Genomic DNA, 26,076 nt, shown 5'->3' on the forward strand with positions numbered 1-26,076 from the left:
GGTTCCTGCGCGGCCAGGACCTGCTGGCCACCAACCAGGTCCGCTTCACGGTCCAGCACGGCCGCGTCCAGGCCACCGGCCAGAGTTCGGCAGTGGCTGGGGCACCTGTCGGCTGCCGGTCGTTCATCTGATGCTGCTGGACGACGGCAGCCCGGCCCGCACGCAGGACCTGGGCGACGGCACCCTTGCCATCGACCTGCCCCGCGGCCGTGAGGTGCTCGTCCACTCCGGCACCCGCCCCGACCTCGTCATCGAGCCCGTCGCCGTCTGCGAACCGGGCCCGGCCTGGGGACTGCCGTAGCGACCGTTCGTACGGACACACACCACCTCACCTCATCAACAGGGAGCGTTCTCATGGCGGTTCCGATCAGGACCGCGGTCGCCGCGCTCTGCGCAGGGCTGGCGGCCACACTCTTCACGACCGTGCCCGCACGGGCAGAACAGGACGTCGGTTCCCCCGGCCACAGCTGGTCCCTGTCCGCGGCAGCACACGCCCCGCGCGCGCAGATATCCCTGGACGACACCACCGGCACGCTGAGCCTCGCGGTGTCCCGTGGCGGCCGTACGGTCATCGAACCGTCGCCCGTCGGCATCGTCACCGAACAGGCCGACCTCTCCCAGGACCTGCGCTTCCTGCATCGCAAGGACCGGCTGATCGACGAGCGGTACCGGACGAAGTCCGGCAAACGGCTGGACCGCCGGGTCCGCATGAACGAAACCCGTCTGTCGTTCGCCGGCTCCGGCGGTGCCCGGCTCGACCTCGTCGTCCGCGCATCCGCCGACGGCGTCGCCTACCGGTACGTCCTGCCTGCCGGCTACGGCTACGGCGACGTGCTCGGCGAGACCTCCGCGTTCAATCTTCCGACGGACGCGAGTGCCTGGCTCGGCACCTACCGGGTCGACAACGAGGGCCAGTTCGCCAGGTACACCGCCGCGACCGCGCCGACCGGCGAGTACTCGGACCAGGCGCTGTTCGCGACAGACGGCGGCTACACCCTGCTCGCCGAGTCCGACCTCACCGGCACGTACTCCGGCGCCCGGCTCGCCCACGACCAGGGCACCGGCACCTACCGGATCAAGCTCGCGGACGACCGGGTCCACACCGACGGCCCCCTCGCCACCCCCTGGCGGGCCATGGTCACCGGCGACCTCGCCACCGTCACCCGATCCACCTTCACCGACGACCTCGCCCCCGCCTCCAAGGTCGCCGACCCCTCCTGGATCCGGCCCGGCACCGTGCTGTGGACCTGGCTCGCCGGCGGCAAAGAAGCCGGCCAGAGCCTCGCCGCGCAGAAGGCCTATGTCGATTACGCCGCCGAACGGCACTGGCCCTACGAGGCCGTCGACGCCGGCTGGTACTTCAAGACCGACGAGTGGGACACCACCGACCCCGACTGGCAGACCAACAGCTGGATGCCGGAGCTCGTCGACTACGCGCGCGCCAAAGGCGTCGGCATCATCGTCTGGATCCACCAGCGCGATCTCGACACACCCGACGAGCGTGCCCGGTGGCTGCCCACCCTGGAACGCTGGGGCGTGAAGGGCGTCAAGATCGACTTCATGAACTCCGAGGCGCAGCCCATGCTCCAGTGGTACGACGCGATCCTCACGCAGACCGCCGCCCACCACCTCATGGTCGACTTCCACGGCTCCACGATCCCCAAGGGCATCCAGCGCACCTGGCCGCAGGTCATGACCCTGGAGGGCGTCGCCGGAGAGGAGAAGCGCACCAACACCGCCGCCCACCTCACCACCCTGCCGTTCACCCGCAACGTCATCGGCTCCATGGACTTCACCCCCGGCGCCTTCCAGCGCGTCGGCCTGCGCCCCAATTCCGACGCGGCCGAGACCGGGCTCGCCGTCGTCTACGAGTCGGGCCTGCAGATGTTCGCCGGCACCCCCGAGTCGTACGACGCCCGCCCGCTCGCCCGGGCCTTCTACGACCAGCTCCCCGCAGCCTGGGACGACACCCGGCTGCTCGCCGGACAGCCCGGCCAGGAGGCCGTGCTCGCCCGTCGCAGCGGCGACCGCTGGTTCCTCGGCGGGGTGTACGCCGGTGCCGCCCACTCGGCCGACGTACCGTTGACCATCGGCCCCGGACGGTGGCTGGTCGAGACGATCCGGGACGGAACCGACGGGCTCGTCCAGGACCGGCAGGTCCTCCACGGCGGCGACACGCTCGCCGTCGACGTCGTCACCAACGGCGGCTTTGCCGCCATAGCCTGCCCCTGGCGCCCGGGCATCACCACCTGCTACCGATGACCACGATCTCTGGCCGGGTGCCAACTTGGGCGCCCGGCCGCCAGAAGTGGTTTCGCGGGATTTCTTTTCTGCAGTCGACCAGTCGACCAGTTGTCGGCTGCAGGGACGAGCATGAGTGTTTCCCGGCGTAGTGTGCCGGCCACGGCGGCGGGTACGGCAGTGGTGTTCGCCGCCTCGACGCCACCGGCAGCGGGCGCGGTCGACGCCTCGACGCCGGCCCTGCGCACGCGCGGTGCGGCGGCACGTTTGCTCCGATGTGTCGTGCAGGGCCGAGGCCGGCGCGCATCACTTCGGGAAGGCCGTCCGAACTCTTCGGGTGCCGCAGCGGAACAGGTGCCCTCCCGCCCCTGACGTGGGCAGGCGAGCCGTGGCCGATGCCCTCGATCGGCCTACGCTCAGGTGAGGGGCAGCCCCCAGCGGGGCGCGTCCCCGTTCGGGCGTACGGGCGCGACAGTCAGGTCGGGTCGGTCGCCCTTGGCGGTGATGAGGGCCGACTCGCCCTTGCGCAGGGTGACCTGGATCGCGCCGTCGCCGGCGTCGGAGTGCCGTAGGGGGCGGCCCTGCCCGTCCCGTACATCGACCGGTCCCGCGATTGCGTGCCGCACGACGCAGGGAGCGCCTGCCTCACTGACCAGTCGCACCCAGCGCGTGGTACCGCCCTGGCGGAGCGCGCTCAGCAGGAAAGCGCCCTGCGTACGGAAGTTGTGCACGGCCAGGTCCGCCCACGCGGCGGGCAGTGCGGGGAACACCCGGATGACGCCGCCCCACGACTGGCACACCATGTCGTGCAGTGACTGGGCTGCCGACAGGGGCGTCTCGATGACCGGACCGGACTCCTGGTACATGGTGTTGGGCTGGATGAAGCGGGTCATCAGCTCACCGAGGTAGTTCAGTGCGTCCTCGCCCTTTCCGAGCAGCGCCGACATGGAGGCGGCGCCGGTGAAGGTGTAGCCCTGGAGGGCGCCCTCGAATCCCACCCAGTGCGCCAACGATGTCTCGATCAGGGCGTGTTCATCGGCGGTTCGGCCGGTCACCTCGTACAACGGGTAGACCGCGAGCAGATGGGAGTAGTGGCGGTGCGACTTCGCGAAGGGGATGTCCGCGCCGATCATGAAACCGTTCGCGTCCGTCGGATACGGCGCGCGTTTCGCCAGCACTTCGCGCCAGCGGGGGGCCAACGCATCGTCGATACCGAGAAGTTCGGCCGATTCGAGGAGGGTGCGGCAGCCCCAGGTCAGGAGCATCAGGTCGTAGTTGCAGTCGCGCGAGTCGCCGCCGTACTCCGGGGAGAAGGTGGCGGGCAGGTGCAGTTTGCCGTCCGGGCCGGGCTCGAGGAAGTGCAGGTAGTAGTTGATCGCCTTGCGCAGGAGGGGGAAGAGGACGTCCCGGAGGATCGACTCGTCCATCGTGTGGCGGTAACTGAGCCAGACGTTGTGCAACGCCCAGGTCAGATTGCCGACTTCGGGGGTCGGCGGGTCCTGGCCGGGGATGCCGACGCCGTAGCCCGTGAGAGCGCTGGCCGCGCCGTTGACCAGATGGGGGTCGGTGGTGCGGGGGATGCCGAGCGAGTCGGCGCGGTAGGACGGCTCCACCTCCTTGGCGAGGTTGTCCCTGAACTCGCTCAACGCCCGGGTGATCGCGTCGAGTTCGAGATGGTTGGAGCCGTGGATGAGCCAGTACTCGAGCTGGGCGTTGAGGTTCCACCAGGTGTTGGGCCACGGTGTGGGTTCCAGCCACGGGCCGCTCGTCGCCATCACCGGAGCGTCGCGACGGGCGGCGGAGGCGGCCTTGTACAGCTGGATCCAGTAGAAGCGCTGGATGCGGGCGTCGGGGAGGGACAGGAAGCTCTTGCGGTAGAAGGCGTGCCACCAGGCGCGGTGGGCCACCGCCAGGGCGGAGTAGGGCAGTTGTGCTGCGGTGCGGACTGCTTCGAGGGCCCGGTCCAAGGCCGTGTTCTGCGGGTACGAGTGCGCGACGTGCACGTACAACGTCCTCGTCCGGCCCCCGGCCCGTTCCCGCCACGCGGTGACGTGCTGCCCGCCCGCCAGCAGCCGCTGCACGGATACGGCCACCCCGTCGTGGTCGGCGACCTCGGCGGGCGGGTTGCCCTGGTAGCCGTCCGGCAGCGGCTTGAAGCCGGCCCGAGGACTGATGGCGTCGGCCGGGTGGAACACCCAGCGGAAGCCGCGCTCGCCCTCGCTTGCCGTCACCTCCACGGCAAGGACCGAGCGGTCGTTGTGCACCAGGGCACGCAGGGCCAGAGTGCCTCTTTCGGTGGTGAGCGTGCCCGTCAACTCGGCCTCGTGCAGCGACAATCGCCAGTCGAGGCCGGTGATCGCACCCACCGGCTCCAGTGTGAAGTGCCCGATCGGCAGCCGGGCGAGGCCGAAGAGGGAGCCGAACTCGGGGCGGTGGTCCTGCACTTCGGAATGCTGGACGTTGAAACGCACGGCCGTCGACGCGGCACCCGGCTCGGCGTAGATCCCGGAGCCGAGGAGGCCGTTGCCGAGGAACGGGCCTTCGTACCAGGCCGTCGGCATCCGCTGCCAGACCAGGTCGGCGTCGTCGAGAACGGTGCGCCAGGGGTCGGCGGAAAGCGCGGTGGCCTCGGCACGTTCGGCGGCTGTCGCCTGCCCGGTCAGGCCCGAGGCCAGTAGCACGCCGCTCAGAGCGGATCCGGTGGCGAGGACGGTACGTCTGGACGAATCGGGTGCGGAGGGAGAGGGCACGTTGCCTCCAGGCGGGCTCAGTGAATCATCGGATCTATCTCGCGACGCAACTTAGAGAAAGGGGAAGTGTGCGTCAATGCATCGGGATAGATCCGATGTGTTGGCTGCTGTAAGGCGAGGTCGCGGCGATCAGCTCGACGAGCAGCGGGGCCGCGTCGGGGGGCGTCACCCTCCCCGCATCCACGCCCGGGTGCCGAACGAGGCACACGCCCGGGAGGCCACCGCAGCCGCACCCCGCAGGGCCTCGGCGAAACCCTGCGATGTCAGGCGGCCTTGAAGCGCGAGGCGATGGGTGAGGGCTCCATGCAGGATGTCGCCCGCGCCGAGTGTGTCCGCCACCCGGACGGCAGGCACGTCCACCGTGCCGCTGCTGTCGGGCCCCGCCCACATGATGGGCTGCGCTCCCCGGCTGACCGCCGACCAGACGACCCCGTGCTCGTGCAGGAACCGCAGGGTGTCCGCCGGCGTGTTCGCGCCGGGCGGGTGGAAGTCGTCCGAGCACACGGCCACGTCGATCAGCGGCAGCAAGTTCTGCGTGCCGGCTTTCCAGCTGCCCCCGTCGAAGACGGTCCGACGCCCGGCGGCGCGAGCAGCGCGGGCGGCAGCCTGTGCCAGTTCCATGTGGTGGCCGTCGAACTCGACGATGTCGCAGGCTGCCACCAGCGCGTCAAGATCGTCGGGTGGGGCGAGCCGGTATCCCGTCGCATTGGTCGAGACGACGGCCCGGTCCCCGCTGGATGCGGTCACCAGAATGGAGGACACGGCGGGCGGCTCGACCGAGTCGGCTGCAAGATCGGACATGGTCACGCCCAGCCGGTTCAGGTCCGCCGAGACCGCAAGTCCCAGCGGATGGGAGCCGATCGTGGTGAGCAGCCTGGCCGCGCCGCCCAAGTGGGTGAAGGTCGCGGCCGCGTTCGCCGCCGGACCGCCTGCGGCCACGATCTGTTGACTGGCCGTCAGTTTCTGGTTGGAAGCGGGCGTATGTTCCACGACCTGGATGACGTCCAGTGTGCACAAGCCGACGAACAGACCTTCAGGGCGCCCGCTTGTCGCCGGCTCCACCCACCAGCACCTCCTTCTGTCCCGGCACGCGGCCAGTGTACGAACGGGTGACCCCACCTACGCGTAAACGCGCGGGCTTCGTGGCGGCGATCCGGGAGGGCAGTTGGATGTGCCTTGACGCTCTGGGAGTCGAGCACACAGGCAGTCGACTCGGCAGCCCCGGCCTTCGGCCTCACGTACCAACCGACCCAGGAGGCCGTTCAGACGGTCGGTCGCGAAGACGGGTCGAAGCCGGGAGAACTCCTGCGGGCCATCGGCCGAGGCGGTGAGGGGGGGCAAAGAACAGGTATATGGCTTGGGTTTCAACCTCTGCCTGTACGGTGGAAGAGGCCAGGGCTCAACTCATGTGCGAGTTGGGCGAGGTAGGCGTCCAGGGGTTGAACACGTCCCGGGAGGGCGTCCCGGAGGTTCCACCAGTGGATGGCCGCGATCTCCTCACTGGCTTGGAAGTCCCGCCTGTCGGTGGTGCTGCCCGCGAACAGTGCCGCGTACTCGGCCCGTTGGTCGGGCGGGAGTACGAAGCCGGCGTAGCCCATGAACCGCAACGGTCCGTCGGGCTCCTGACCGCTCTCCTCCAGCAGCTCGCGTGCGGCAGCCTGACGAGGGGATTCGCCTTCTTCTATACGGCCACCGGGCAGTTCCCAGCCCTGGCGGAATCGATCGAAGACCATGAGGACACGATCGGCATGCCAGATGGCGACCAACGCCGCCGGCGGCGGCGCGTCATACGGTGGCGCCGCTTCGGCTCCGCGTGTGAAGGAGACCAAGGAGTTGCCGCGATCGTCGACCACGAGCGGTGGGGCTTGAGGGCGTGGCACCTCGCTATGATGCCCGGCCCATCTCGGAGGAATCACTCCGACCGCGAGGGATGGATCGCCGCGCCGCGGGTGAGGGGGGCGGCGTAGCCCTCAACGAGTGTCGTCTGTCGCTGAGTTCGAATGGTCAGTGTGTGTGGGGGGAGGAGGAGGCCGCGGGCGGATCCGGCTCTCGATCCGTGGCGCGACGACGCAGGGTTGGAGCCCGAGGGCTCGTCGGTGTGCCGTGAGTGGTGAAACGATCGCGCCTCGGTCAGAGGGAGGCTCGTGGTGGGAAGTTGGACGGCTGATGTGCACGAGGCGCTGAAGGCCGCGGGCTGGGCGCCTGGCCGGAAGGTCGATACGGGGGCCCTGGCGGATGCGGTTCGCGGAAGCGGGGCTGATCATGCACGAGGCCGCCGAGCGCTTCCTCGCGGAGTTCGGCGGGTTGTATGTGAACGTCCACGGCCCCGGGATCAGCGTCGCCCGGACACCCTTCGAGTTCGATCCCGAGCTGCTGATCGGCGAAGAGGACCGGTTCACCGCGTGGAGCGAGGAAATCGGGCGCCACATCTTTCCGCTGGGCGAGCTGGACGAGGGGCGGCACGACCTCGGCATTGACGAGTTCAGCGAGATCTACCTCGTCGATAGGTGGGCAGCCACTTTCGGCCGGATGCCGCAGGCCATGGAGAACCTGGTCCTCGGCGTCAAGCCCCGTCGCCTCACCGGCTGATCACTCGCACAGCAGGACTCGATGGCGCAGGAGATCGAAACCGGCCCGGCCGACCCCTGCTCCCGGCGCGCTCGGCCTCGTACGTGCACGTCGGCTCTTGACTCGGATCGCCGGGCAGCCGAAGAGCCCCGGACCTGACCCGCTCGTCCGGGGCGGCGGGGGATGAGGGAGGGCCCGACACTCCGGCCTCACGCGGTCGTTGTCCCCGTCACGGCGGGACGTTGGGAGGGCCGTAGGCCGATCGCTTCCCCGGCAAACGGCCGCCACTCAGGATTCCCGGCCGACTGCCGACTGCCGACTGCCGACTGCCGACAACTGAGACGGCCTGTCCCGCCACCCGCGACGGGCTGAGGAACAACCCGGTGTCGCAGGGCTCGACGAGCACCTGGTGAGCCTGTTCAGCGCAGCCATGATCTTCAACCAGCGTGCCGGGGTGTCCTTTACCGATCATTCCGATGCCCGGCTCGGGGCCGGGGTCAGAGACTTCCAGAGCTTCGCGAAGCTGCCGGCGAACGGGCGGGGAGACTTCCAGACCTGGGCCTCCCCGCTGGTTTCCACCGGAGACGACAAGCGCAAGGGACAGAGGCCCAGGAACCTAGCCGACAAACCTGCCAAGCCTTCGGCCAAATAGGCCGAGCGCCTGCAGGCGCCCGGGGCGGGAGCCGCTCTCACGTCCCAGGCGGTGACGTCATTCCCTGGGCGAAACGACCGAGTAGCTGAGGTCCTTCACCGTGAGCGAGTCGGGAGCCAATCGCAGCCACATCGTGCCTCGTTCACCCGGATCGTCATACAGATAGCGCACGAACCGGGTGTCCCACGCAGCTTCGTCTGGTCCCAAATAGCGGGCCAGTTTACGTCGTCCTCTCGGTACGTCGAAAGGAACCAGCTCACCGCGCCCGCGGGCGATCACCTGTTGCACACGTCCCGTCGCGAGATCGCATTCGTCCACCACGAGGGCAACGTTCGGGTCGTCTTTCACACGGCCGAACAACCGGGCCCACGGCCCTGTTAGCACCCAGAAGGCCCCGTTCTCCCACAAGAACCAGACAGGGCGCACCGTGGGCCCGCTGGTCGCGATACGAGCGGTGAGCGGCTGCTGCAAGAACGTGTCTACGTCGAAATCACGAGATGCCACATCTCCCATCTTCTGGTGCCACACGACTCTTGCCTACCGACCTCCGACCTAGGACCAGGGCATCAAGCGGCAAGCCGGGTGGGATGGGCCGGGACACGGCCGTCGGTCTCCCACGCCCCAAGAAGGTGGTGAATTCCGTGAACGTGATCGTGCACACCGTCCACGACTCCATCTTGGAACCAGCCAGCTCCCTCGTCTTCGACTGGCACAGCTGGAAGCCCACCAGCCCCGTCCGCACCGCAGGGGTCACCCTGATCAGCCGTGTGTCTGCCTGGGCTGGCGGATCAGCGGGGCCATCCTCGCAACCTGGCTCCTCGCCTCAGGCCGGTGGGACAGCGCCCCGCTCGTCGTCCACGGCAGCCTGGAATGGCTCGCCGGCGCCGCCGTACTCATCAACCGCGTCGACGACACGTTGCGCGAGGGCGGCGAACCGGTGACGGGCCGCCGGATCACCGCCGCGGCCTCCCGATGCGTCAACGGCAAGGTCCGCACCAAGGGCACCCTCGACCAGGGAGGGCAGACCCGCGCCGGTCATGGAGTGGTGCTCGAGCAACCCTTCGACGTCTTTGGCGCGCTGAGCGCGCTCGACAGTGGCGACGACCTATCGATGGCTTTGCCATCTGCGGTACTGAACAGCTCAGTCGGTGTCCGTCGCGGCGAGTACGGCGATACGGCGGCGGTCGGGGGAGACGGCGACGATGCCGTAGTCGTCCAGGTCGTTGCAGAACCATTCGGTGTCGGCCTCGAACCGGTACCAGGTACAGGCCCGGGCCAGCTCTTCGACCTCGGAAGCGCTTGCCTCGGGGTACTCGGCTCCGCAGAGTCCGGCGAGGGAGAGCCACGCGCTGAAACGCCCCCAGGCGCCGTGGACGCCCGCTGAGCCGAATCCGCCGGCCGAGGCGGTCATGAACAACGTCAGCCAGACCGAGTCGAGCGTGCACGCCTCACCCTCGAACCGGTCATGCTCGCCCAGCCCCCGCAAGCAGTCCAACGGCAACGTGGTCACGACTCCCGGCAGATCCTCCGGGGCGACGGGCTCGTCCAGGACGAAGACCCGTGCTTCGTGGTTGCACCATCTGCCGTCTTTGGCCGGCCTGCCGATCAGGTCGACCAGATGCGCGGGCGTGGTCTCCCGGATGCGGTGGGCGGCGCCGGCTCGACGTGCGGCCGCATCGACAGGCGTCGGCGATTTCATCGTCGGGACGCTTCCGGAGGCACCCCCTTGATAGCGACGGTTCGGCAACCACGCCCTCAGATCCGGCCCCTCCATCTCCGAGAGCCGGGCCGGCAACCAGGAAAGGCCGCTCCAGTGGAACGGGCGGAAATCGGGGCGCCGAGTGGCGTGGGGGACCAGTTTGTCGGCGTCTGCCCCGCGCAAGAGCAACTCGTGGAAGAGGCAGGCCTGTAGCGCCTGGTGCTCTTCGCCTTCCGGGTGCCGGAGGACGTACAGCGCGTCGTCGAGGGACTGCGCCTCCGCGATCAGCGATGCGAGCAGGCGCTCGTCGCTCGCACCCGAGTACCCCACCTGACGACTCAGGGTCAGAAGTCGCTCCATGAACGGTCGCCCCGGAGTGAGTGCCAGGACCCGCTGCACGAACGTGAGGTCGCGATGCAGCACCCTCAGCCGTTCCTCGATCTGCCGAGCCTCCGCGGCGAGCGCCTCACCGACCTCCCCGATCCGTTCAGTCTCCCCACCCTTGGCCCACGCCTCGATGGTGATCCAGGGGTACCGCTCACCGGCGTCCCCTCCCACCGTGTCTACGCTCGCCATGTGCCGCGTTCCCCCGTGAGCCGTAATCCGATACTGATCAGCTGCGAGAGTAGAAGACAGGGAACCCTGGTGCGACGTCTCATGTTGACAAGCCTTTGCCTGCAAGAGCGCTCGCCCGCTTTCCCTGCTGCTGATCCGCACACGTACTCGGAGGGCTGAACGGGCCCCGGGGATGCGCCCGCCGATTTTCCGGCGGCAAGTCTCAGAGTTCGGCTCGGGACGGAGCGCACTGTGGGGCGCATCCCCACAGTTCCGTCGGCTCGGTCAGAAGGCCCTCGCCGGTGCAGAACATGCCCAGGCAGCGGCTGTTGAGCAGGCGTGTGCCGCATAACGAGCAATGACTCCCTTCGACTTGAGCGAGGGTGAGCTTCGGGAGATTCGGCTGTACGCAGTCCGGGGTGACCGGGCGGAGACCGAGCGCGGTCTCCACGGCCGTACGAAGCTCGTCGGTACGGGTGTGCAGCAGGCCCCGCTGGGGGGATAGGAGCCAGTACGGGCCGGGCGGACGGACGCGGTGTTCGGGCGGCAGGGCCACATACGACGAGGAGCTCAGGGCCGATGTCCGCGGAACATCCCACGAGCCGGTCGTGCGCGGGGGTACGAGAAAGTACATGCCACGGGCCGGAGGGCCCATGAGGACGGCGCCCACGGACCCCGACACGAAGGTCATGGTCTGAAAGCCGAGGTCCCGCGGCAGTCGGACGGCATCCCAGTATCTGCCGGCGGGTGTGAGGGCGAATCCGTCGGCGTCGCGGATCGCACCGCCTCGCGGGTCACCGGTCATGACACGACCGCTCCGAAGGGAGAGGGAGCCGTGCTGGGGTGCCCGGATCCCTCCGGGCACCCCACCCCAGGTCAACGCCGGATCGCACGGGGGGAGCGATGCCTGGACGGCCCTGACCTGGCCCGGTCAAGGATGGTGCGCCTTCGACCGGGAGCCGTCGGCGTGCCGGGTGAGCGAACGGGATGACTGTTCGCGTCTGGTGGCCTCGGCCCGCCTCCTTGAACCCCCTCACCTGCACTCCTTTGGTCATGGTGTCCTGCAGTGGCGCCCGGCCCCGACACATGGCGCCGGATGGAAGCGCGCCGGACGGCGTGAAGGCCGGCCGGCGAAGCTTCGGCCAAGCAGTCGACAGGATGCGCGTCGACGTATCACCGCTCGCAAGGCTGGCCGGCGATGAAACTCCAGCCACAACAGATCCTGCTGCACCACAAACCGGAGTGTCAATAATTGTGAACGATCGTGGCGTTGGAGGGAGCATCCCCGTACGATCTCGGTGGATCCCCCGATACGGGGGCAGTCGGCGGGGTAACTTCAGCGGACCCTGCCAGACCTGTCGGGCCACCCATGGAGAGCTCAGGTGAACGAGGCCGTCGAGCCGCCCCCGGTAGCGGGTGACACGTCTGTTCCTGCCGAGCCGGTATCCGCCGAGGACGGCCAACTCGCCGTGGTACTCGCCAGGCTGCGCGAACTTCGGCAGCAGCTTCCGGCCGAAGCCCGCGCGAAGCTATACCCTCTGCTGGATTCCAACCGGATCAGCCACGACACCGGCCTCACGCCGGAACGAGTGACAGAGCTCCTCGACGGCGCGAGCCCCGAACAACAGGCTACGAAGGAAGCCGTACAGACTCGCTTCCTGCGACGCCTGACCTTCCTGCGCGAGACCCGGCTCAAGCAGCCGGTGACCCGCAGGCTCAGCGGCCGGACACCGAGGCCCTACACCTATGGGGAGATCGCCCGCGGCGCGCAGATCAGCCGGCAGACGGTCCACTACATCTTCACCGAGGGCCGCCAGGCGAGCCCGGAGACCATCGCCCGGATCGAGCGGTTCTTCGGGGCGCTTCCCGGCTTCTGCTCCTACACCGAGAGCGAGGCCCTCGTCGCATCCCTGCGCCCGATCGTGCGCGAACTGACCTTCCTCAACAAGGTCACCGACGCCCTCGCCCACGGCGTGACCAGGGTAGCGGCGCGCAGCACCGAGGAACTCGGCCAGGACACCGATGCGATGGACGGCATCCTGGCTGCGGTCATCGCCGCACGCCGCCAGGAGGAGCCCGGCTGAGTTGGCCCACCGGTATGCAGCCGGGCCGTGAACGCCCTCGTGGTTCCACCCCCATCAGCAGACGAACACGGCAATGGGTGTCGACGACCTGCCCGCCCTGCCAAGTGGCGCAATGTGGTCATCGTCAACGACCGGGAGATTCCCCGGCGCTACTTCCTGTTGGCCGGCGCCCCGGTGTGTTCGTTCTCTTCGGCAGCGGCTTCGGCGGCTTCGGCGGCATCATCTGGGCGAACTGGTCCAGCGCTCGGGGAGACTCCCGCACTGACGAGGGGGTCGCCGATCTCGTCGCCCTCGCGCGCCAGTGGGAGTGGACGTACAAGGCGCAGGACGCGGCTGGTGTCGACCGCTATGAGGGCGTCGTTCCCTTCCTGGACGTGTCGTCGGGGCTGAGTCCCTGGGACGACATGGAGGGCCGTCTTCGGGGCTGCAGCATCCGCTGCTTCGAGTACCGCGATGAGAAGACCGTGCGGTCGGCGGGGTCGAATCGCTCTCGTACGAAGGCGATGTACTACTCCGTCTTCTCGGTCATCACCCGGCCCACCATCCCCTGTGCCGTGATCCGAGATCCGCGATCCGGGCGACCTCGGCGGAGACTCCGCCGACCACGAGCTGAAGAAGTTCCTGAGTGCCGCCCCCTCCGGGCCGAGGGCACTCCCCTCCGCTTCGACAGCGGTGAGCTGATCACTTGGTTCGAGGGCCGCTTGCGCTCGGAGGGCGTGCAGCTGAAGCTCAACTACCTTTGCGAGGTCCTCGACCACGCGTCGGCGTCGGTGGGGAAATGGCCATTCTCGCCGCCAATCTCGGAGGCACGGTCACAGCGCTGTTCGAGGTGCCGCCGGCGGACTCGGAGGCCGACCCGGCGGACACTTTTGCGGCTCCTGGCCAGGAGGCGCGACAGTTCGGCGAACAGGTCGGCCGAGTCGTCCAGTTCGGTGAGGATTCCGTACGGGGAGGGAGTCCATGTCCCTCCGGTCCCGTACTGATCGACCAGGGCTGTGCACGACGAGAGTAACTCCGTCAGCGCGCCACGGAGTTCGCCGATGTCATCTTCGGTGTAGTCGTCCTCGGTCAGCTTCACCTGCGTCATGAGACTCGCCCGCCATGGGGGGCGGACGTGGCGGTGAACGCCAAGGCGGGGCTCGTGGCACGCAGTCCTCCCGACCGTGGTCCCCAGCCCAGATCTCGTCCTGCTGTGCTGCCCGGTGTCTGAACTTCGTAGCAGGCTGACGTCTTCCGCATATGGTCCTCCATCGTTGGGGCGCCGGGGTCCATGTCGAGGCCCTGGCGCTCGGAGTCGGTCGAACAATGCCTCGGGCGCGCGTCCTTGGGCAGCCCCGGGGCGGTTCGAGCCGGTGAGATCGCAGGTTCAGATCCTGCTGGAGCGCCAGCCAAAGTGTCAATGATCGTGGACAGTTTGGCTTGGAGTGGGGATCATGCGTATGAAGATCATTGCAGTCGTCGGATGCACGCTCGTGCTGACCAGGCTGGAGTACGAGCTGCGGCGCAGCACCGTCGAGATGGCTCACGCGGAGGGCGAGGCAACCGCCAAGTGCCCCGGCAACCTTGCCTCGTCGAAGCCCACCAAGGCGACCTGCATCACCACCAACAATGGTTGGGCCGCCGAGTCAGGCCCGCGGGTCTGATGACCTGAGTCGTGGATTCGGCATGAGCATGGGGTGGGGAGATCTCACGCATGAGGGGTGGGTCCGGTTGAAGCTGCATCTGCCGAAGTCTGGGCGGCGGGGCGGCCGTTGGGCCAGCCGCCGCAGGGTCATCAACGGCATCCTGTATCGACTGCGCACCGGGGTGCCGTGGTGGGATCTGCCTGTGCTCACAGCGGTGGGGCAGCAAGGGCGGCCGCCCCGCCGGCTTCGACAAGACGATCTACAAGCGAAGGACCGAAGTCGAGCGAACGACCAACGCGTTGAAGAACGCAAGGGCCGTGGCCACGAGGTTCGACAAGCGGGCCTACGTCTTCCACGGAACAATCACCGTCGCAGCGATCCTCTTATGGCTCCGACCACGATGCTCCGGGCAGACCCTAGCCCTGTGAGTCCGGCTTCCAGTCCTGGACGAGGAGACCGAGCAGCACCTCGTCAAGGAACTCGCCCATCACCCAGGCCGAGGACCGCAGCACGCCCTCGCGGACGAAGCCGTTGCGCTCGGCTGAGCGCAGCATCGCGGCGTTGTCCGACAGCGTCTCGATCTGCAGCCGCTGCAAGCCGCGCACGATGAAACCGTAGTGGCACAGCACCGCGACCACGTCGGTGCCGTAGCCCTTGCCGCGAGAGGACGGCAGCAGTCCAAGGCCGATGTGTGCGGACCGGTTGTGGTTGTCGATGTCCCACAGCACCGCGGTGCCGACCAGCGTGCCGCTGTCCAACTCCACTACAGAGAACGGGACGTGCCCTTGCTCCTTGTCGTCCACCACGAGCCGCGAGTCCTTCGAGCCGGGCGTGATCGGCCGCCACGGCCGGCCTTCGGCCCGCGAGGAGTTGACCACGTCGTCGTAGAGCTCAGCCCGCAGAATCGGGATGTCGTCCTCGTGCCGGGCCCTGAGCCCGACCGTGCTGCCTCTAAGCATGCAGGCTTCCTATCCGACCGGGTTCGCTGACGGCAAATCGACAAGGTAACTGCATCGGCACCTCCCAGGCCCCCCAGAGCCTGGAGGTGCGTCGCTGGGCCCCGGATTGATCAGATGGAATCGGCGGGCAGTGTCTTCCCCCGCTGGAACGTTACGGACACCGTCTTCTCCGGGACCGGCCGGCATTCGCCTGTCCCGGCGCCGGCTTCAGCCCTCCGCGTGTGCCGCCGGGCGGTCCGACGCCTGGCGGTGCTGCACCGTCATGCGAAGAGTCCTGGGCCGCACGGTGGCCCGTGCCACCGGCTGTACGGTCTGGCCGGGCGTGAGAGTGAGCCGGACTGCCCTGACGATCGTCGCGATGGCGGTGCTGAGCTCGGTCAGCGCAAACCGGTCCCCGATGCACTTGTGCTTTCCCGCCCCGAACGGGAGGAAGGCAGGCGGGGGGCTGCTGTCCTTCCATCGGTCCGGATCGAAGCTGAGTGGGTCGGGGAACAGCTCGGGGTCGCGGTGCAGGGCGTGTTGGCAGTAGGCCAGCTCGGTGTCGGCCGGCAGCGTCCACTGGCCGAGGCGAGTCTCCTGGGTCGTGCGGCGGGTGACCAGCCAGCCCGTGTGGTGGAGTCTCAGTGCTTCCGATATGACCCGGTTCAGGTACGGCAGGCGTCCGAGGTCGTCGAGTGTCACGGGCCGATCCTCGATGACCTCCTCGAGCTCGGTCAGTACCCGTTCCTCGATGTCGGGGTGGCGGGCGAGCTCGTACAGTACCCACGACAGCACCGAGGCGGTCGTCTCCGTACCGGCTACGGCCAGGGTGAGGATTTCGGAGCAGATCTGGTGTCCGGTCAGTGGTCGGCCGGTCTCCTCGTCCTGGGCGCGCAGCAGCATGGAGAGCATGTCCCCGGTGTCGTGCCCGGAGGCCTGCAGCTCGGCGACGGCTGTGCTGATGGTGGCGCGGACGGCCTCGCGGGCCTGGTCGAAGCGACGGTTGAACGGCAGGGGCAGGCGCTCGAACCAGTCGGGCAGCATGATCCGGGCGCCGACTCCGTTCATCACGACGGACAGGTCGCGGCGCAGTCGGCGGAAGGTCGCCTCGTCGAGGCTGCCGGAGAAGACCGTCTTGGCGAGCATGTCGAGGGAGAGCCCGACCATCGCCTCGCGTACGTCGAGGGTCTGGCCGGGCTTCCAGGTGGCGACGGTGGCGGTTGCCTCGTCGCGCATGATGTCGACGTAGCGGGCGATGTTGGTGTGGGTGAACGCGGGCTGTAGCTGGCGGCGCTTGCGGACATGAGTCTGGCCTGCCGCGGTGACGACACTGTCGCCCAGCAGCTGGCCCATCTTCTCGAAGAAGCGGCCCTTGTCGAGGCTGGGCCCGAGGTCCACCAGCATGGTCTTGATCAGGGTGGGGTCCTGAACGATCACTGTCCGCGTCCCGGGCTGCAGGGTGATCTCGACGAGAGGGCCGTAGGAGTCGCGGAGCGAGGCGATGAAGCCTAGGTTGTCACGCACGAGTTGGAGCGCATGACCAAGGAGAGGAAACGATCCTCCTGCCCTAGGTATGGGGGGAGGCGCTGCGAGCGTCACGGGGACTAGCTCCCTTCACGGCAAATCACGGGCGCATACATCAATTCCCTTCCGAGGGCCCTCCGCAATCCGCGCCACGGGGTGTCGTACGCCACGGCTTCGCGGCTGCGACCGACCAGACTTCCGCGGGCTGCGTCCCTCGCCCACGGAACGCTATGACTGGGGTATGTGCGGACTCATGGCGAGCGTGCAGCGAAAGATGCAGCGATCAATGAGCGCCTCAGGCGAGGCGCTTGAGTGCCTCGGCCACGAGAGGATGGGACAAGTGCACGGCAATCCTCACCTGCCGGGCGCGCTCCAGAGCGGGAGGCGTGTCCTCGCGGGGTGCTTCGTTCGGTCCGAGGGGAGCGGGCAGTTCCGACGCATTCGAATCGTCGCGCCGCTGCCGTGCGTGATGGATCATTGCGGCTGTCTGAAGGGCTTTGACGTCCAGGCCGTTCGCATCGGGGTGGCTCCGGGCGAGGGCCGTGACGGCTTCGGCAGGGGCCGCACTCATCCAGGGCCGCAGACTGTACGTGGCGTCGAGGATCTCCGCGAGGAGGTCGGCGAGCGCGTATCGGCGATTCCACCACGTCATGCTGGGCACGGCGGAGCCATGAGCGTCGGGGGCGGTGACCGTCTCCCACAGTGCGAGCAGGGTTTCGTGGTCGGCGCGCTCGGCAGCGCGTGCGGCGAGTGCGGGTTTGGCCAGGCCGTAGCTGGCGACGAGCGCGCTGATGCTGCTGGCGACCGAGCCGACCGCGGTCAGGAAGTCGAGGGCGTGTTCCCCGCGCGCGGCTGTGATGACGGCCGTGGCGGTGCACGCCACGTAGGCGAGGTCCAGGCCGACGGCGAGCGCGAACAGGCGCAGGCTCTCAGCGAGATCGGGACGTCCGGGCAGGGCGATGACGCCGTCCGGGCCGCGGCACTGACGCACCGTGGCGACGATCCCGACGACCAGGGCGCCGAGATACACCATCTCAAGGGCGAACGCAGCCGGCACGTGGGCGTAGGACGTGGCGAAGGACAGGGGCCGGGCCGGGCCGCTCAGGTCGGCCCACCAGAACAGGACGGTCATCGTGGCGATCGCCAGACCGTACATGGGGGCCCACACGGCCATCGCGCGACGCAGCGCGTGCGGCGATCGCCGGCGGGGGTGCCACAGGAACGTCAGCGCGTGGGCATGACCGACGCACGCCAGAATGGCGATGCTGACCAACAGCGAGGGCAGGCTGGGGGATCCGGCCGCGGCGCCGACGAGGCGGTAGACGGCCGGTGTGGACAGCAGATAGACCACGGACGCGCACAACAGTACGGACGCGGTGATCTGGAGCGTCGTGTCACGGTCGCTGCGGGCGGCCGCGGCCTTGGCGGTACCGACGGTGAAACACACCGCGAATATGGCCAGGTTGACCGCGGTCAGCACGGCTTCGAGCATCGTCGTCAGATGCCCGTACGGCGGTGCGCGAACGACGAGGTGATGGCGCCGGTGCCGTCCCGGTCCTCGTCCAGCGGAATCATCTGCAGCATCTGCCGGGCGAACACCTCGGCCGGGTCGTGAGCGTGGTTGTGCTCGCCGCGCATCTTCACCGGCCTGCGCTGCGCGATCACCTCACGGACCAGCTCGGGCGACAGGGCGCCCAGCACGTCCGGAAGGTTGTCCACGTCGAACACCGAGTGGTCGCCAAAGGCCGGCTCAGCCTTCTTCGGCTGCCGAAGGCGACACCGCTCGAGCGGCCCGGTCACCGACTCCCGCCACAGGCGGGCGAGAGGGCCGGGCCCCACGAAGTCCTCGATCAGGTGCCACAGTTCATGAAGCGTGATCAGTACGCGATGCAGCGGTTCGGCCGCGTCATTGACGACGATGGTGTCCCGGTCCTCGCCGAAGCACGTCAGGCCCGTTGCCGGTGACGGCAGCGGGACGACCTGAATTCCGATCGGCCGACGGCGCAGACGCTCGATGTGGGCGACCATCGACTGCAGTCCCTCATCGGGGCGCAACCCCAGTCTCTTGGCGATCCGGACGACCCGCCGACGGGTCCAGCCCTTCCCGATCGCCTCGCGCAGACGGGCATGCGCGCCACCGGGCCGACGGGAGCCGGCCGCGTGGCTGGGGGAAGACGGCATGCGAATACTCATGTCCGCTCAGCAGCCCACGATCCCCGCGACGGATTGCATGAGAGCGCTTGATGAATCAACGCCCTGGCGCTCCGCACCCCGGGGGACAGAGCTGAGAATCGGCCGGTACACGCTCCCTGATCCCCTCGTGGCAGGCCGTACATGAGTGGCAGGCCGTACATGAATGGTCGCTGATGTACTCACGGACAGTATCAGCGCTCGCTGACGCGCCGGCGGTGACCAGCGAAGCTGCACCGTCGACATCAAGACAGAGTCGGTGCGCACCGATTCGGGCGGAGCCCCCACCCCCGCCCCGCCCGGTTTGCCGCAACAGGCCCTATGTGACCGGCCGTTACCCCGGACCTCCGTCCACCATTGTTGACGGTGTTGCAGATGGTGCACCAAGATCTGGCATCGCAGAGGCCGCAGGGTGTGGCATTCCCGCGCGGACTCCCCGATACCTCCTCACGATCGCGCGCGGCCGCCGCGGTGGCCGCGCCGCCGTCGGTTCACACCTTCAGGAAAACGGTGCCGCGATGACCTACCCCCCTCATGCCCGCCATCACGACAGCGCTGCCCCTTTACCGTCCGCTGACCCCGCACCCCTCGACCCTGTCCGGCTGACCAGTGACGACATGGTGGGCGAGCTGGGCGACCTGTACGGGAACTGGCGCGCCGAGCACGGGCCGGTCGTGCCGGTCGAACTGGACGGCGGCGTCCCGGCCTGCCTGGTGATCGGGCACCGGGCGATCCAGGACGTGTGCCGCAGCGAGGCCACCTACACCTCGGACTCCCGGCACTGGAGCGAGCTGCGCGCGGGCCGCGTGCCCGCCGACTGGCCACTGCTACCGCAGATAGCCTTCCAGGAAGGCAACGCCCGGTTCATGAGCGGCGGGCCCCACCGTCGGCTGCGTGGTGTCGTGACGTCCGGTCTCCACCAGGTCGACCCGGCCGGTACCCGCCGCTTCGTGGAGTGGGTGGCGGACCGGCTGATCGACCGTTTCGCGCGCACCGGCCGCGCGGACGTCGTCGCCGACTACGCCGCGCCGTTGCCGCTACTGGTCATGCTGCGGCTGGTGGGGATGCCCCACGAGGCGGGCGAGAACCTGCTTCCCGCGATCTTCCGGCTGCTGGAGGGCGGCTCCGAAGCTCAGCACGCCAATACGGAGATCAACGCGCTGCTCGACCAGCTCGTGGCAGCGCGGCGTGAACTGCCCGAGCGGGACCTGGTGTCCTGGCTGATCCACGGTCCTGTGGAAGCCGGTCCGCGGCTCAGTGATGTTGAGGTCCGCAACCTGGCATGGCTGACAGTCATGGCGGGGGCCGGCGGGACGACTGGCTGGATCGCCAACGTCATGGAGCAGTTTGTCCGCGGCGAAGACCTGCACTCGCTCTACCTGGGCGGCCGGGCCTCCATCGCGGAGATCATGAACGAAACGCACCGGACCAACCCCGCGGTGCAGAACGTCATGGGGAGATTCCCCCTGCGGGACCTGCCGGCCGGTGAGCTGGGCAAGTACCCGATCCCGCGAGGCACGCTGCTCGTGCTGGGCCTGGCCGGCGCCAACGCCGACCCCGCGGCTACCGGCGGTGACGCAGCAGGCGCCCACCACCTCAGCAACGAGTACCACTTTGCGTTCGGCGCAGGGCCCCACGAATGCCCCTCGGCTGCGCAGCGGCTGGCACACATCATCGCCCAGAGCGCCATCGAGCGCTTCCTGGTCCGCTGCCGGGGCCCGCAACTCGAGGACGCTCAGGCCGTGCGGTGGGGTGGGTCGGTCATCGTGCGGCAGCTGCAGAGCATGCGCGTCACTTTCACCCCCGGGGAAGCCGTGGCACGCCCTGACGCCGCCGGCACGGCGCTGGGGGACGCCTCCCGCAGCTCTCACTCCCTGTTCCCGCCTCGGATGCGCACCGCGCTGACGGCACACGGCGACCGGTGACAGCGTCTCCGGCATCTGCTCCGGCATCTGCCGACGGCTACAGGTACTCGGTGGCCTCAGGTGACGGCGCCGCTGGGTCTCAGCGGCAGAGTGAGTGTGCCGGACAAGCGGGATGAAGGGCGTCCCACCCAGCCGACCGCCGTCGTCGGGCAGGTCTTCCGTGGGCGCTCAGCGCACCGGCGGCCGCTGCCCGAATCACCGTGCCCGCCGGCACCGGTCGCCCGCGCCCCACGGACGTCGGCCCGGACAGGGACGTGGCCAGGCCCCGTCACGAAAAGGAGGGGCCGGGCCACGAACCGGCTCGCGATGCGGACTTGCTGCCGGGGGGCACTTGGCCGGTGCCGCCACGGTGCGGCCCGGGCACACTCGGAGTCTGCCTGGCCGCACCGGCACGCCGGGCACGTTCAGGCCGGAACAGGCTCGTACGTGAGAGCGAAGATCTCCGGTTTGCACGGGTACAGCTCGCCCGCCACGCCCCGGATGATCCAGTCGTCCTCCACTGCCAGCATCAGCCCCTCGAGCGTCGGGATCAGAAGACCGATGCGCGCCACACGGCCGTCGGGAGGGTCGCCGAGGAAGTCGTCCTGTGGGTTGTCGTTTTCGTCGACGTACACGCCGCGCATACCCTCGGGAAACGGCCCGAGGAATGCGCGCACCTCACTCCAGGTGTCGCGGCGGAGTTGCACGGCGTCGACCTCTACGGGCAACTTACGGAAGCGGGTCATTCAGGGATCCAGTCATCGTTGAAGCGGGCCAGGGGGGACTGCCGGAAGGTTCCACACCTCTACGCCGTCGTCGCCCTCGGCGTGAGGCGGACGGGAACCCGGGCCGGGGCGTTGCTCGACAGCGACGCGATCTCCTCGAGTTCGTCCAAGGGCTCGGCGGGGGTGACGGTGAACCGCTCGAACAGCGCAGGCAGGGCGATGGTGGCCTCCAGACGGGCCAGTGGAGCACCGACGCAGTGATGCGGGCCATGGCCGAAGGCACGGTGCTGGCTCGCGTCGGCCCGGTCGGCGATGAAGGCGTGCGGGTGGGGGAAGACCTCGTCATCGCGGCCGATGGCGGCCGTGTAGATCATGACGGGTTCGCCGGCACGGATGGTGACGCCGGCTACCGTCACGTCGCTCGCCGCGTAGAGGAACATCGTGGTCGCGGCCGGGGCGTCCATGCGCAGCCCCTCCTCCACCACACCGGGCCACGGATTCTCGCCCAGGCCTCCGTCCAGGACCCGGGTGAGCTGCTCGGGGGACTGCAGCAGCCGGCGGATCACGTTCGACAGCAGATTCTGCGTGGTCTCCTGACCTGCGATCAGCATGAGGAACAGGCTTCCGGCCAGCTCCTCTTCAGAGATGTTGCCGCTGTCGAACTCGGCGATCAGCGCAGTGGTGAGGTCATCACCGGGCTGCGCACGCTTGGCGGCGATCAGCTGAGCCATGAGACCGAAGATCGAGGCCTGCGCGCCGAGCCGCTCGTCGGGCGGGGTCGTGCTGCTCAGCAACAGACGTGTGTCGATGGCCAGTTGCCGACGCATGCGCGGGTCGTCGACCCCGTACAGCTCGCAGATCACCGTGACCGGCAACTGGAAGGCGAACGTGGCACGCAGATCCGCCACCGCGCCCGGCTTGTCGGCCGCGAGGGCATCGAGGAGTTCACGGACGATCTCCTCGATGCGCGGGCGCAGCTCCTTGACCCGGCGGGCGGTGAAGGCGCGCTGGATCGGCTGGCGCAGCCGGGTGTGGTCGACGCCGTCCATGATGAGCATCGTGGGGGTGGTGAGGATCTGCAGCAGGGGCGTCGACTCCGGTATGCGGCCCTCCGTGTAGGCCCGCCAGAACGCGGGGCTCTTCTTCATCTCCGGATGCGTCAGCAGCAGATCGGCGACAGGTTGCCGCGTCACTGCCCACGCCACCACCTCGTCAAAGACTTCCACCGGGACGATCGGCCCGATCGCTTGGAGGGCTTGTCCCTCTCCGGTGAAGTCGCTGCCGTGGGGGTCGAGGCGGTAGAGAGGCCGGTCGAGCCGCAACTCGTGGGGGACAGGGACGCGGACGGGGACGGGGACGGGGGTGGTGAGCTGGGGCTCGGTGAGTTCCACGCAGGGCCTCCGAAGGCAGATTGAACAGGAGCCCGGCGCGTGCCGGGCTCGGTTGCGGTGAAAGCGACGTGCAGCGCGGCAAGCGCCCGCACGACGAACGAGGGACCCCAGCTCAGGGGCTTGTCAGGATCGGCCGGCGTCATGTGCGGGCAGCACTCCCACAGTCGCTGGAATGCCGCCGTGGTGATCAGCTCGCCGGTGACCTGTGCGGGTCTGGGGCAGTGGTGCGCCCTGGCGCCGTACGCCGCATGCCCGTTGTCGACGGTCGTGTACGCGTCGCGCGCGGCGCCGATGCCGAGCGCGGGATCTTGGTTGGCGCCGCCCAGGCTGAGCACCAGCATGTCGCCTGCCCGGATCTGCCGGCCGCCGAGCATGGTGTCCTGTGTGGCGAGGGCGCCCATGACGTTCTCGGCCCGCGGGGCGTTCCGTAACGTCGCCCGCATGACCCTGTCCAGGGTGAGTGTGCCGTGGTTGAGGCCGTGGCGCAGACGTTCGCCGGTGGACAGCTGCCGCAGCGCGTTGGCGATCCGGTAGGTGGTGACTCCGGCTCCGGCGTTCAGCATGAGCCACAGGTCCTCGCGCACGGCCGGGTCGCCCATACCGGGTGCCGCTTCGATGAGCCGAGACGCCAGGTCGTCCCGGGGAGTCGAGCGTCGATCCTGCACAAGGCGCTGCAGGATTGCCGTGATCTCGAGATCGCCCTGCTGGGCCCTCTGCCCGCCCGCCGGCATCTGGTGGATCGCATCCAGCAGACGGGCCTGCTCTGCGGGTCCACGCGGCCCGAAGGCCGCGCGAGGACCGGCACAGGCAGCGGCCGCGCGTATTCCGCGATCATCTCGGCATCGCCCAACTGCCAGAAGAGGTCAATGAGTTCATCAGCATACGTCGCGGTCGGACGGCGGGTCTGACTGAGATCGACCTGACCGAGCGCCGCCCTGATCCGTACGTTGCGTCGGGGCCGGTGGTAGGGCGCGTCCATGAAACGGGTGTTGTCGCGGTAGGCGAGCTGTGGCAGGAGCCACCGGTTCGCCGGCGCTCGGCCTTCCCGCAGCTCACGCCAGTACCTGGAGTCGGGACTGAAGAGTTGCTCGTTCGCACCCACCTCGGCCGGCTCGGCGTAACCGATGACCAGCCAGGCCGGGATGGCGTTCTCGGTGCCGTCGGGGTCGAGGTAGATGGGCACAACCGGCCCGTACTCCCCCCCCCGCATCGAATGGTAGAGCTGCTCGGGTCCGTGCCTCATGTCGTCGTTGGACAACGCCAGTCGACCCGCCTGGAATGGGCAGTCCTGCGGCTGGTTCCCTAAGGACGCTTCGCTGAACAGATGCCCGGAGGAGTGGGGGGAGGTCAACGCATCGTTTCCTGGTCGTGGAGGGGGAAACTTGCGGGCAGCGCGGCCGCGGTGGCCGTGTGCGGTCTCTCGGGCCCGATCCTGAAGCACCACTCGTACAGTGTCAATAATTGTGGACGATCCGTGCTGGTCGCCGACTGACAGCGCCCGGCGTCCTGCGAGAGACCCGCCCGGTCAAGCAACCTGATGCCCGCCCGCGTTCGCAGGAAGCGAAGACACCGATGACCACAAAATCGACACCACCGTGGGACGGGCCGACAAGTGGCATAGGCGATCTGCACACTGGGTGCATGCGATACGAGGAGAGAGCAAGGCTCACCGTTGTGAGGGCCCTGGTCCCGGTGGCCGTGCTCATCGCCTCGCCGGTACTGCTGATTGCTGGAGCGCCGATCCGCCGCCGGTACCTCCTCTACGTCTACCGGGAAGGCGCCCCGCAGGTCTTGGACAAGGGGCACGGTCAAGTCAGCGCCCACTACTTCGTGATCACCAGCCGCCTCCTCGCATGGTTCTGCCGGCCCACGGAATTGCTCGCGCGTCTCGTCTCACGTTGAGGTGAACGACAAGGGGAAGCCCAAGTGGAGGCTCAAAGCGCGATATTCTCGCTCTTGGACGCTGCTGCAGCAGTGCCCGGCCCACCGCGCGGCATGGCCGACGACCAACCCGCACGTGATGGTCACCCAGGACATGTGATGGTCACCCAGGAACCAAGGCAGGCGGAGCCCAGCTTCGACTGCCTATCTCTCCCACGTTCAAATCCACTCGCCCGCCCAGATGATCACCGCTACCGTGCAAGGGTGATGACGGCTGACGACGTGCTGTCCATCCTCACTGTGCTGCGGGACGCGGACGCCGACATCTGGATCGGCGGTGGCTGGGGCATCGACGCCTTGGTCGGGGAGCAGACGCGCCAGCACCGTGATCTGGACCTGATGCACCGCGAGAACCAGGAACCAGCCGTCGTGGCGTACCTCGCGGATGCCGGATTCGCTGAGACTCTCAACTGGCGCCCCGTGCGGTTCGTTGTCACCGACCCGCTCGGCCGAGAGATCGACCTGCATCCGTTGACCTTTGTCGCAGATGGATCCGCAGTGCAGGCCTCACCCGACCCTGACCACCCGTTCGTCTATCCCGCCTCGTGCTTCGTCACCGGCACAATCCAGGGGGTCAGCGTCCCGTGCCTGTCATCCGAGCAGCAGGTCTACTTCCACCAAGGCTACGAACCGGCCGATCACGACCGTCACGACATGGCCCAACTCCGCCGAGCATTCGGCATCGCCACCCACTTCTGACCGGTTCCCGACAAGCACAAAGCACAGGGTTTGTCGGAGAAGTTCCGTGTCGCCCTGAAGTGCGCCCGGACCAGGCGAGCGCCGAGGGCCGACGAGGTGACGCTGGAGTAAGTCAAGGCCGTGTACGCGAAGTTCGTCTCCACACTGGGGGAGTCCAGCTGCAACCGGGAGCTGTACCGCTCCGACTGGATGCACCTGATCCGCTCCCGGGCCTTCGCGAACCTGTGGTGGAAGACGCACCGGGCGTACGACGCGGGTCTGATGGTCGTCCGCCGAGCAGGCTGAGATGACCGAACAGACGAGGTCTGCCAGTTCACCTACCGGGGCGAAGTGCCGGCGGGCGCGTTCATGGACCAGGACGCAGCTCAGGGATCTCGACCTGCCGCACCAGCCGGGCGGACCGGTCCGCGCCACGATGGAGGGCCGAGACGGCGCCGGTCGCCGCGCCACCTTCAACCACTACCTGATCAGCGAGACGGCGCCCACCTCCGCCGACGCCGCGCACCTGGCCGCGGACGCCGCCCGCCGTATCACCGGCACGCGGGTTTGCGGGCAGTGCGACGCCCGCCCTGAACTGCCCTGCACCCCGG

General features: G+C 68.5%; 22 protein-coding genes and 4 pseudogenes. 12 read left to right on the plus strand and 14 right to left on the minus strand.

Annotated features, from left to right (window positions below; translation table 11 throughout):
- Positions 1–130: 130 nt before the first annotated feature.
- Together ADK57_RS52445 and ADK57_RS17620 are read left to right on the plus strand one after the other, a co-directional pair.
- A pseudogene (locus tag ADK57_RS52445) lies at positions 131–301 on the plus strand (hypothetical protein); the annotation flags it as partial.
- 53 nt (positions 302–354) lie between these two features.
- Positions 355–2,262, plus strand: a complete 1,908-nt coding sequence (locus tag ADK57_RS17620; protein ID WP_053750426.1) for a glycoside hydrolase family 97 protein — start codon at positions 355–357, stop codon at positions 2,260–2,262.
- Positions 2,263–2,657: 395 nt separating this feature from the next.
- On the opposite strand, the gene ADK57_RS17625 is transcribed toward ADK57_RS17620, so the two are convergent.
- The 3 genes from ADK57_RS17625 to ADK57_RS47465 all read right to left on the minus strand — a co-directional run bounded on the left by ADK57_RS17625 (position 2,658) and on the right by ADK57_RS47465 (position 6,907).
- A complete protein-coding gene (locus ADK57_RS17625) occupies positions 2,658–4,991 on the minus strand; it encodes a glycosyl hydrolase family 95 catalytic domain-containing protein (RefSeq protein ID WP_053750427.1) in 2,334 nt (777 codons plus the stop codon).
- Positions 4,992–5,156: 165 nt separating this feature from the next.
- Positions 5,157–6,008 carry a PfkB family carbohydrate kinase gene (locus tag ADK57_RS17630; RefSeq protein WP_234390258.1) on the minus strand — a complete coding sequence of 284 codons (852 nt, stop codon included), beginning with the start codon at positions 6,006–6,008 and terminating at the stop codon, positions 5,157–5,159.
- A gap of 347 nt (positions 6,009–6,355) precedes the next feature.
- Positions 6,356–6,907: an NUDIX hydrolase gene (locus ADK57_RS47465; RefSeq protein ID WP_324612197.1), complete on the minus strand. Its 552-nt coding sequence runs from the start codon at positions 6,905–6,907 to the stop codon at positions 6,356–6,358.
- A gap of 319 nt (positions 6,908–7,226) precedes the next feature.
- Here ADK57_RS47465 and ADK57_RS17640 point away from each other — a divergent pair, with 319 nt between their 5' ends.
- Positions 7,227–7,580, plus strand: coding sequence for an SUKH-3 domain-containing protein (locus ADK57_RS17640; protein WP_053750430.1), 354 nt, complete (start codon positions 7,227–7,229; stop codon positions 7,578–7,580).
- Positions 7,581–7,968: 388 nt separating this feature from the next.
- Positions 7,969–8,211, plus strand: a complete 243-nt coding sequence (locus ADK57_RS17645; protein WP_053750431.1) for a peptidoglycan-binding domain-containing protein — start codon at positions 7,969–7,971, stop codon at positions 8,209–8,211.
- Between the two features lie 57 nt (positions 8,212–8,268).
- Here the strand turns inward: ADK57_RS17645 and ADK57_RS47470 are convergent, their stop codons facing one another.
- The 3 genes from ADK57_RS47470 to ADK57_RS17660 form a co-directional block, all read right to left on the minus strand.
- Positions 8,269–8,724: a pyridoxamine 5'-phosphate oxidase family protein gene (locus ADK57_RS47470; protein ID WP_078973195.1), complete on the minus strand. Its 456-nt coding sequence runs from the start codon at positions 8,722–8,724 to the stop codon at positions 8,269–8,271.
- Positions 8,725–9,352: 628 nt separating this feature from the next.
- Positions 9,353–10,486: a DUF6183 family protein gene (locus ADK57_RS17655; protein ID WP_053750433.1), complete on the minus strand. Its 1,134-nt coding sequence runs from the start codon at positions 10,484–10,486 to the stop codon at positions 9,353–9,355.
- Between the two features lie 202 nt (positions 10,487–10,688).
- Positions 10,689–11,270: a hypothetical protein gene (locus ADK57_RS17660; protein WP_053750434.1), complete on the minus strand. Its 582-nt coding sequence runs from the start codon at positions 11,268–11,270 to the stop codon at positions 10,689–10,691.
- Positions 11,271–11,847: 577 nt separating this feature from the next.
- Between ADK57_RS17660 and ADK57_RS17665 the strand changes: the two genes are divergently transcribed.
- Positions 11,848–12,549 carry a hypothetical protein gene (locus ADK57_RS17665; protein ID WP_053750435.1) on the plus strand — a complete coding sequence of 234 codons (702 nt, stop codon included), beginning with the start codon at positions 11,848–11,850 and terminating at the stop codon, positions 12,547–12,549.
- A gap of 733 nt (positions 12,550–13,282) precedes the next feature.
- Here the strand turns inward: ADK57_RS17665 and ADK57_RS17670 are convergent.
- Positions 13,283–13,636 carry a hypothetical protein gene (locus ADK57_RS17670; protein ID WP_053750436.1) on the minus strand — a complete coding sequence of 118 codons (354 nt, stop codon included), beginning with the start codon at positions 13,634–13,636 and terminating at the stop codon, positions 13,283–13,285.
- 352 nt (positions 13,637–13,988) lie between these two features.
- On the opposite strand from ADK57_RS17670, the gene ADK57_RS17675 reads away from it, so the two are divergent.
- From ADK57_RS17675 to ADK57_RS52455, 3 genes and pseudogenes are all read left to right on the plus strand, one after another.
- The gene (locus tag ADK57_RS17675) at positions 13,989–14,192 is read left to right on the plus strand and encodes a hypothetical protein (RefSeq protein WP_053750437.1); all 204 of its coding nucleotides are present in this window, start codon (positions 13,989–13,991) and stop codon (positions 14,190–14,192) included.
- Positions 14,193–14,220: 28 nt separating this feature from the next.
- Positions 14,221–14,367 (plus strand): annotated as a pseudogene (locus tag ADK57_RS52450) (transposase); the annotation flags it as partial.
- A 16-nt stretch (positions 14,368–14,383) separates the two neighbouring features.
- Positions 14,384–14,602: pseudogene (locus tag ADK57_RS52455) on the plus strand (hypothetical protein); the annotation flags it as partial.
- On the opposite strand, the gene ADK57_RS17680 reads toward ADK57_RS52455, so the two are convergent.
- The 4 genes from ADK57_RS17680 to ADK57_RS17695 all read right to left on the minus strand — a co-directional run bounded on the left by ADK57_RS17680 (position 14,591) and on the right by ADK57_RS17695 (position 18,817).
- Positions 14,591–15,133: a GNAT family N-acetyltransferase gene (locus ADK57_RS17680; protein ID WP_053750438.1), complete on the minus strand. Its 543-nt coding sequence runs from the start codon at positions 15,131–15,133 to the stop codon at positions 14,591–14,593. The pseudogene ADK57_RS52455 and the gene ADK57_RS17680 sit on opposite strands and share 12 nt — an antisense overlap.
- A 207-nt stretch (positions 15,134–15,340) precedes the next feature.
- Entirely contained in the window at positions 15,341–16,711 is a 1,371-nt protein-coding gene (locus ADK57_RS17685) for a cytochrome P450 (RefSeq protein WP_053750439.1), read from the minus strand.
- A 220-nt stretch (positions 16,712–16,931) separates the two neighbouring features.
- Positions 16,932–18,128, minus strand: a complete 1,197-nt coding sequence (locus ADK57_RS17690) for a DUF6545 domain-containing protein (protein ID WP_053750440.1) — start codon at positions 18,126–18,128, stop codon at positions 16,932–16,934.
- 5 nt (positions 18,129–18,133) lie between these two features.
- A complete protein-coding gene (locus ADK57_RS17695; protein WP_053750441.1) occupies positions 18,134–18,817 on the minus strand; it encodes a hypothetical protein in 684 nt (227 codons plus the stop codon).
- Positions 18,818–19,443: 626 nt separating this feature from the next.
- On the opposite strand from ADK57_RS17695, the gene ADK57_RS17700 reads away from it, so the two are divergent.
- Positions 19,444–20,751, plus strand: a complete 1,308-nt coding sequence (locus ADK57_RS17700) for a cytochrome P450 (protein ID WP_053750442.1) — start codon at positions 19,444–19,446, stop codon at positions 20,749–20,751.
- Positions 20,752–21,155: 404 nt separating this feature from the next.
- On the opposite strand, the gene ADK57_RS17705 is transcribed toward ADK57_RS17700, so the two are convergent.
- The 3 genes from ADK57_RS17705 to ADK57_RS47485 are packed head-to-tail and all read right to left on the minus strand — an operon-like array spanning position 21,156 to position 23,445.
- A complete protein-coding gene (locus ADK57_RS17705) occupies positions 21,156–21,476 on the minus strand; it encodes a hypothetical protein (RefSeq protein WP_053750443.1) in 321 nt (106 codons plus the stop codon).
- Positions 21,477–21,535: 59 nt separating this feature from the next.
- A complete protein-coding gene (locus tag ADK57_RS17710; protein ID WP_159050089.1) occupies positions 21,536–22,648 on the minus strand; it encodes a cytochrome P450 family protein in 1,113 nt (370 codons plus the stop codon).
- Positions 22,645–23,445, minus strand: a complete 801-nt coding sequence (locus ADK57_RS47485; RefSeq protein WP_053750445.1) for a hypothetical protein — start codon at positions 23,443–23,445, stop codon at positions 22,645–22,647. Before ADK57_RS47485 ends, ADK57_RS17710 begins: the two co-directional genes overlap by 4 nt.
- A gap of 1,042 nt (positions 23,446–24,487) precedes the next feature.
- Here ADK57_RS47485 and ADK57_RS17725 point away from each other — a divergent pair.
- From ADK57_RS17725 to ADK57_RS47495, 3 genes and pseudogenes are all read left to right on the plus strand, one after another.
- Positions 24,488–24,748 carry a hypothetical protein gene (locus ADK57_RS17725; protein WP_053750447.1) on the plus strand — a complete coding sequence of 87 codons (261 nt, stop codon included), beginning with the start codon at positions 24,488–24,490 and terminating at the stop codon, positions 24,746–24,748.
- 246 nt (positions 24,749–24,994) lie between these two features.
- Entirely contained in the window at positions 24,995–25,486 is a 492-nt protein-coding gene (locus ADK57_RS17730) for a nucleotidyltransferase domain-containing protein (RefSeq protein ID WP_199830607.1), read from the plus strand.
- A 24-nt stretch (positions 25,487–25,510) separates the two neighbouring features.
- A pseudogene (locus ADK57_RS47495) lies at positions 25,511–25,768 on the plus strand (transcriptional regulator); the annotation flags it as partial.
- Positions 25,769–26,076 lie beyond the last annotated feature (308 nt).

This window comes from Streptomyces sp. MMG1533, from assembly GCF_001279775.1.
Taxonomy (GTDB): domain Bacteria; phylum Actinomycetota; class Actinomycetes; order Streptomycetales; family Streptomycetaceae; genus Streptomyces.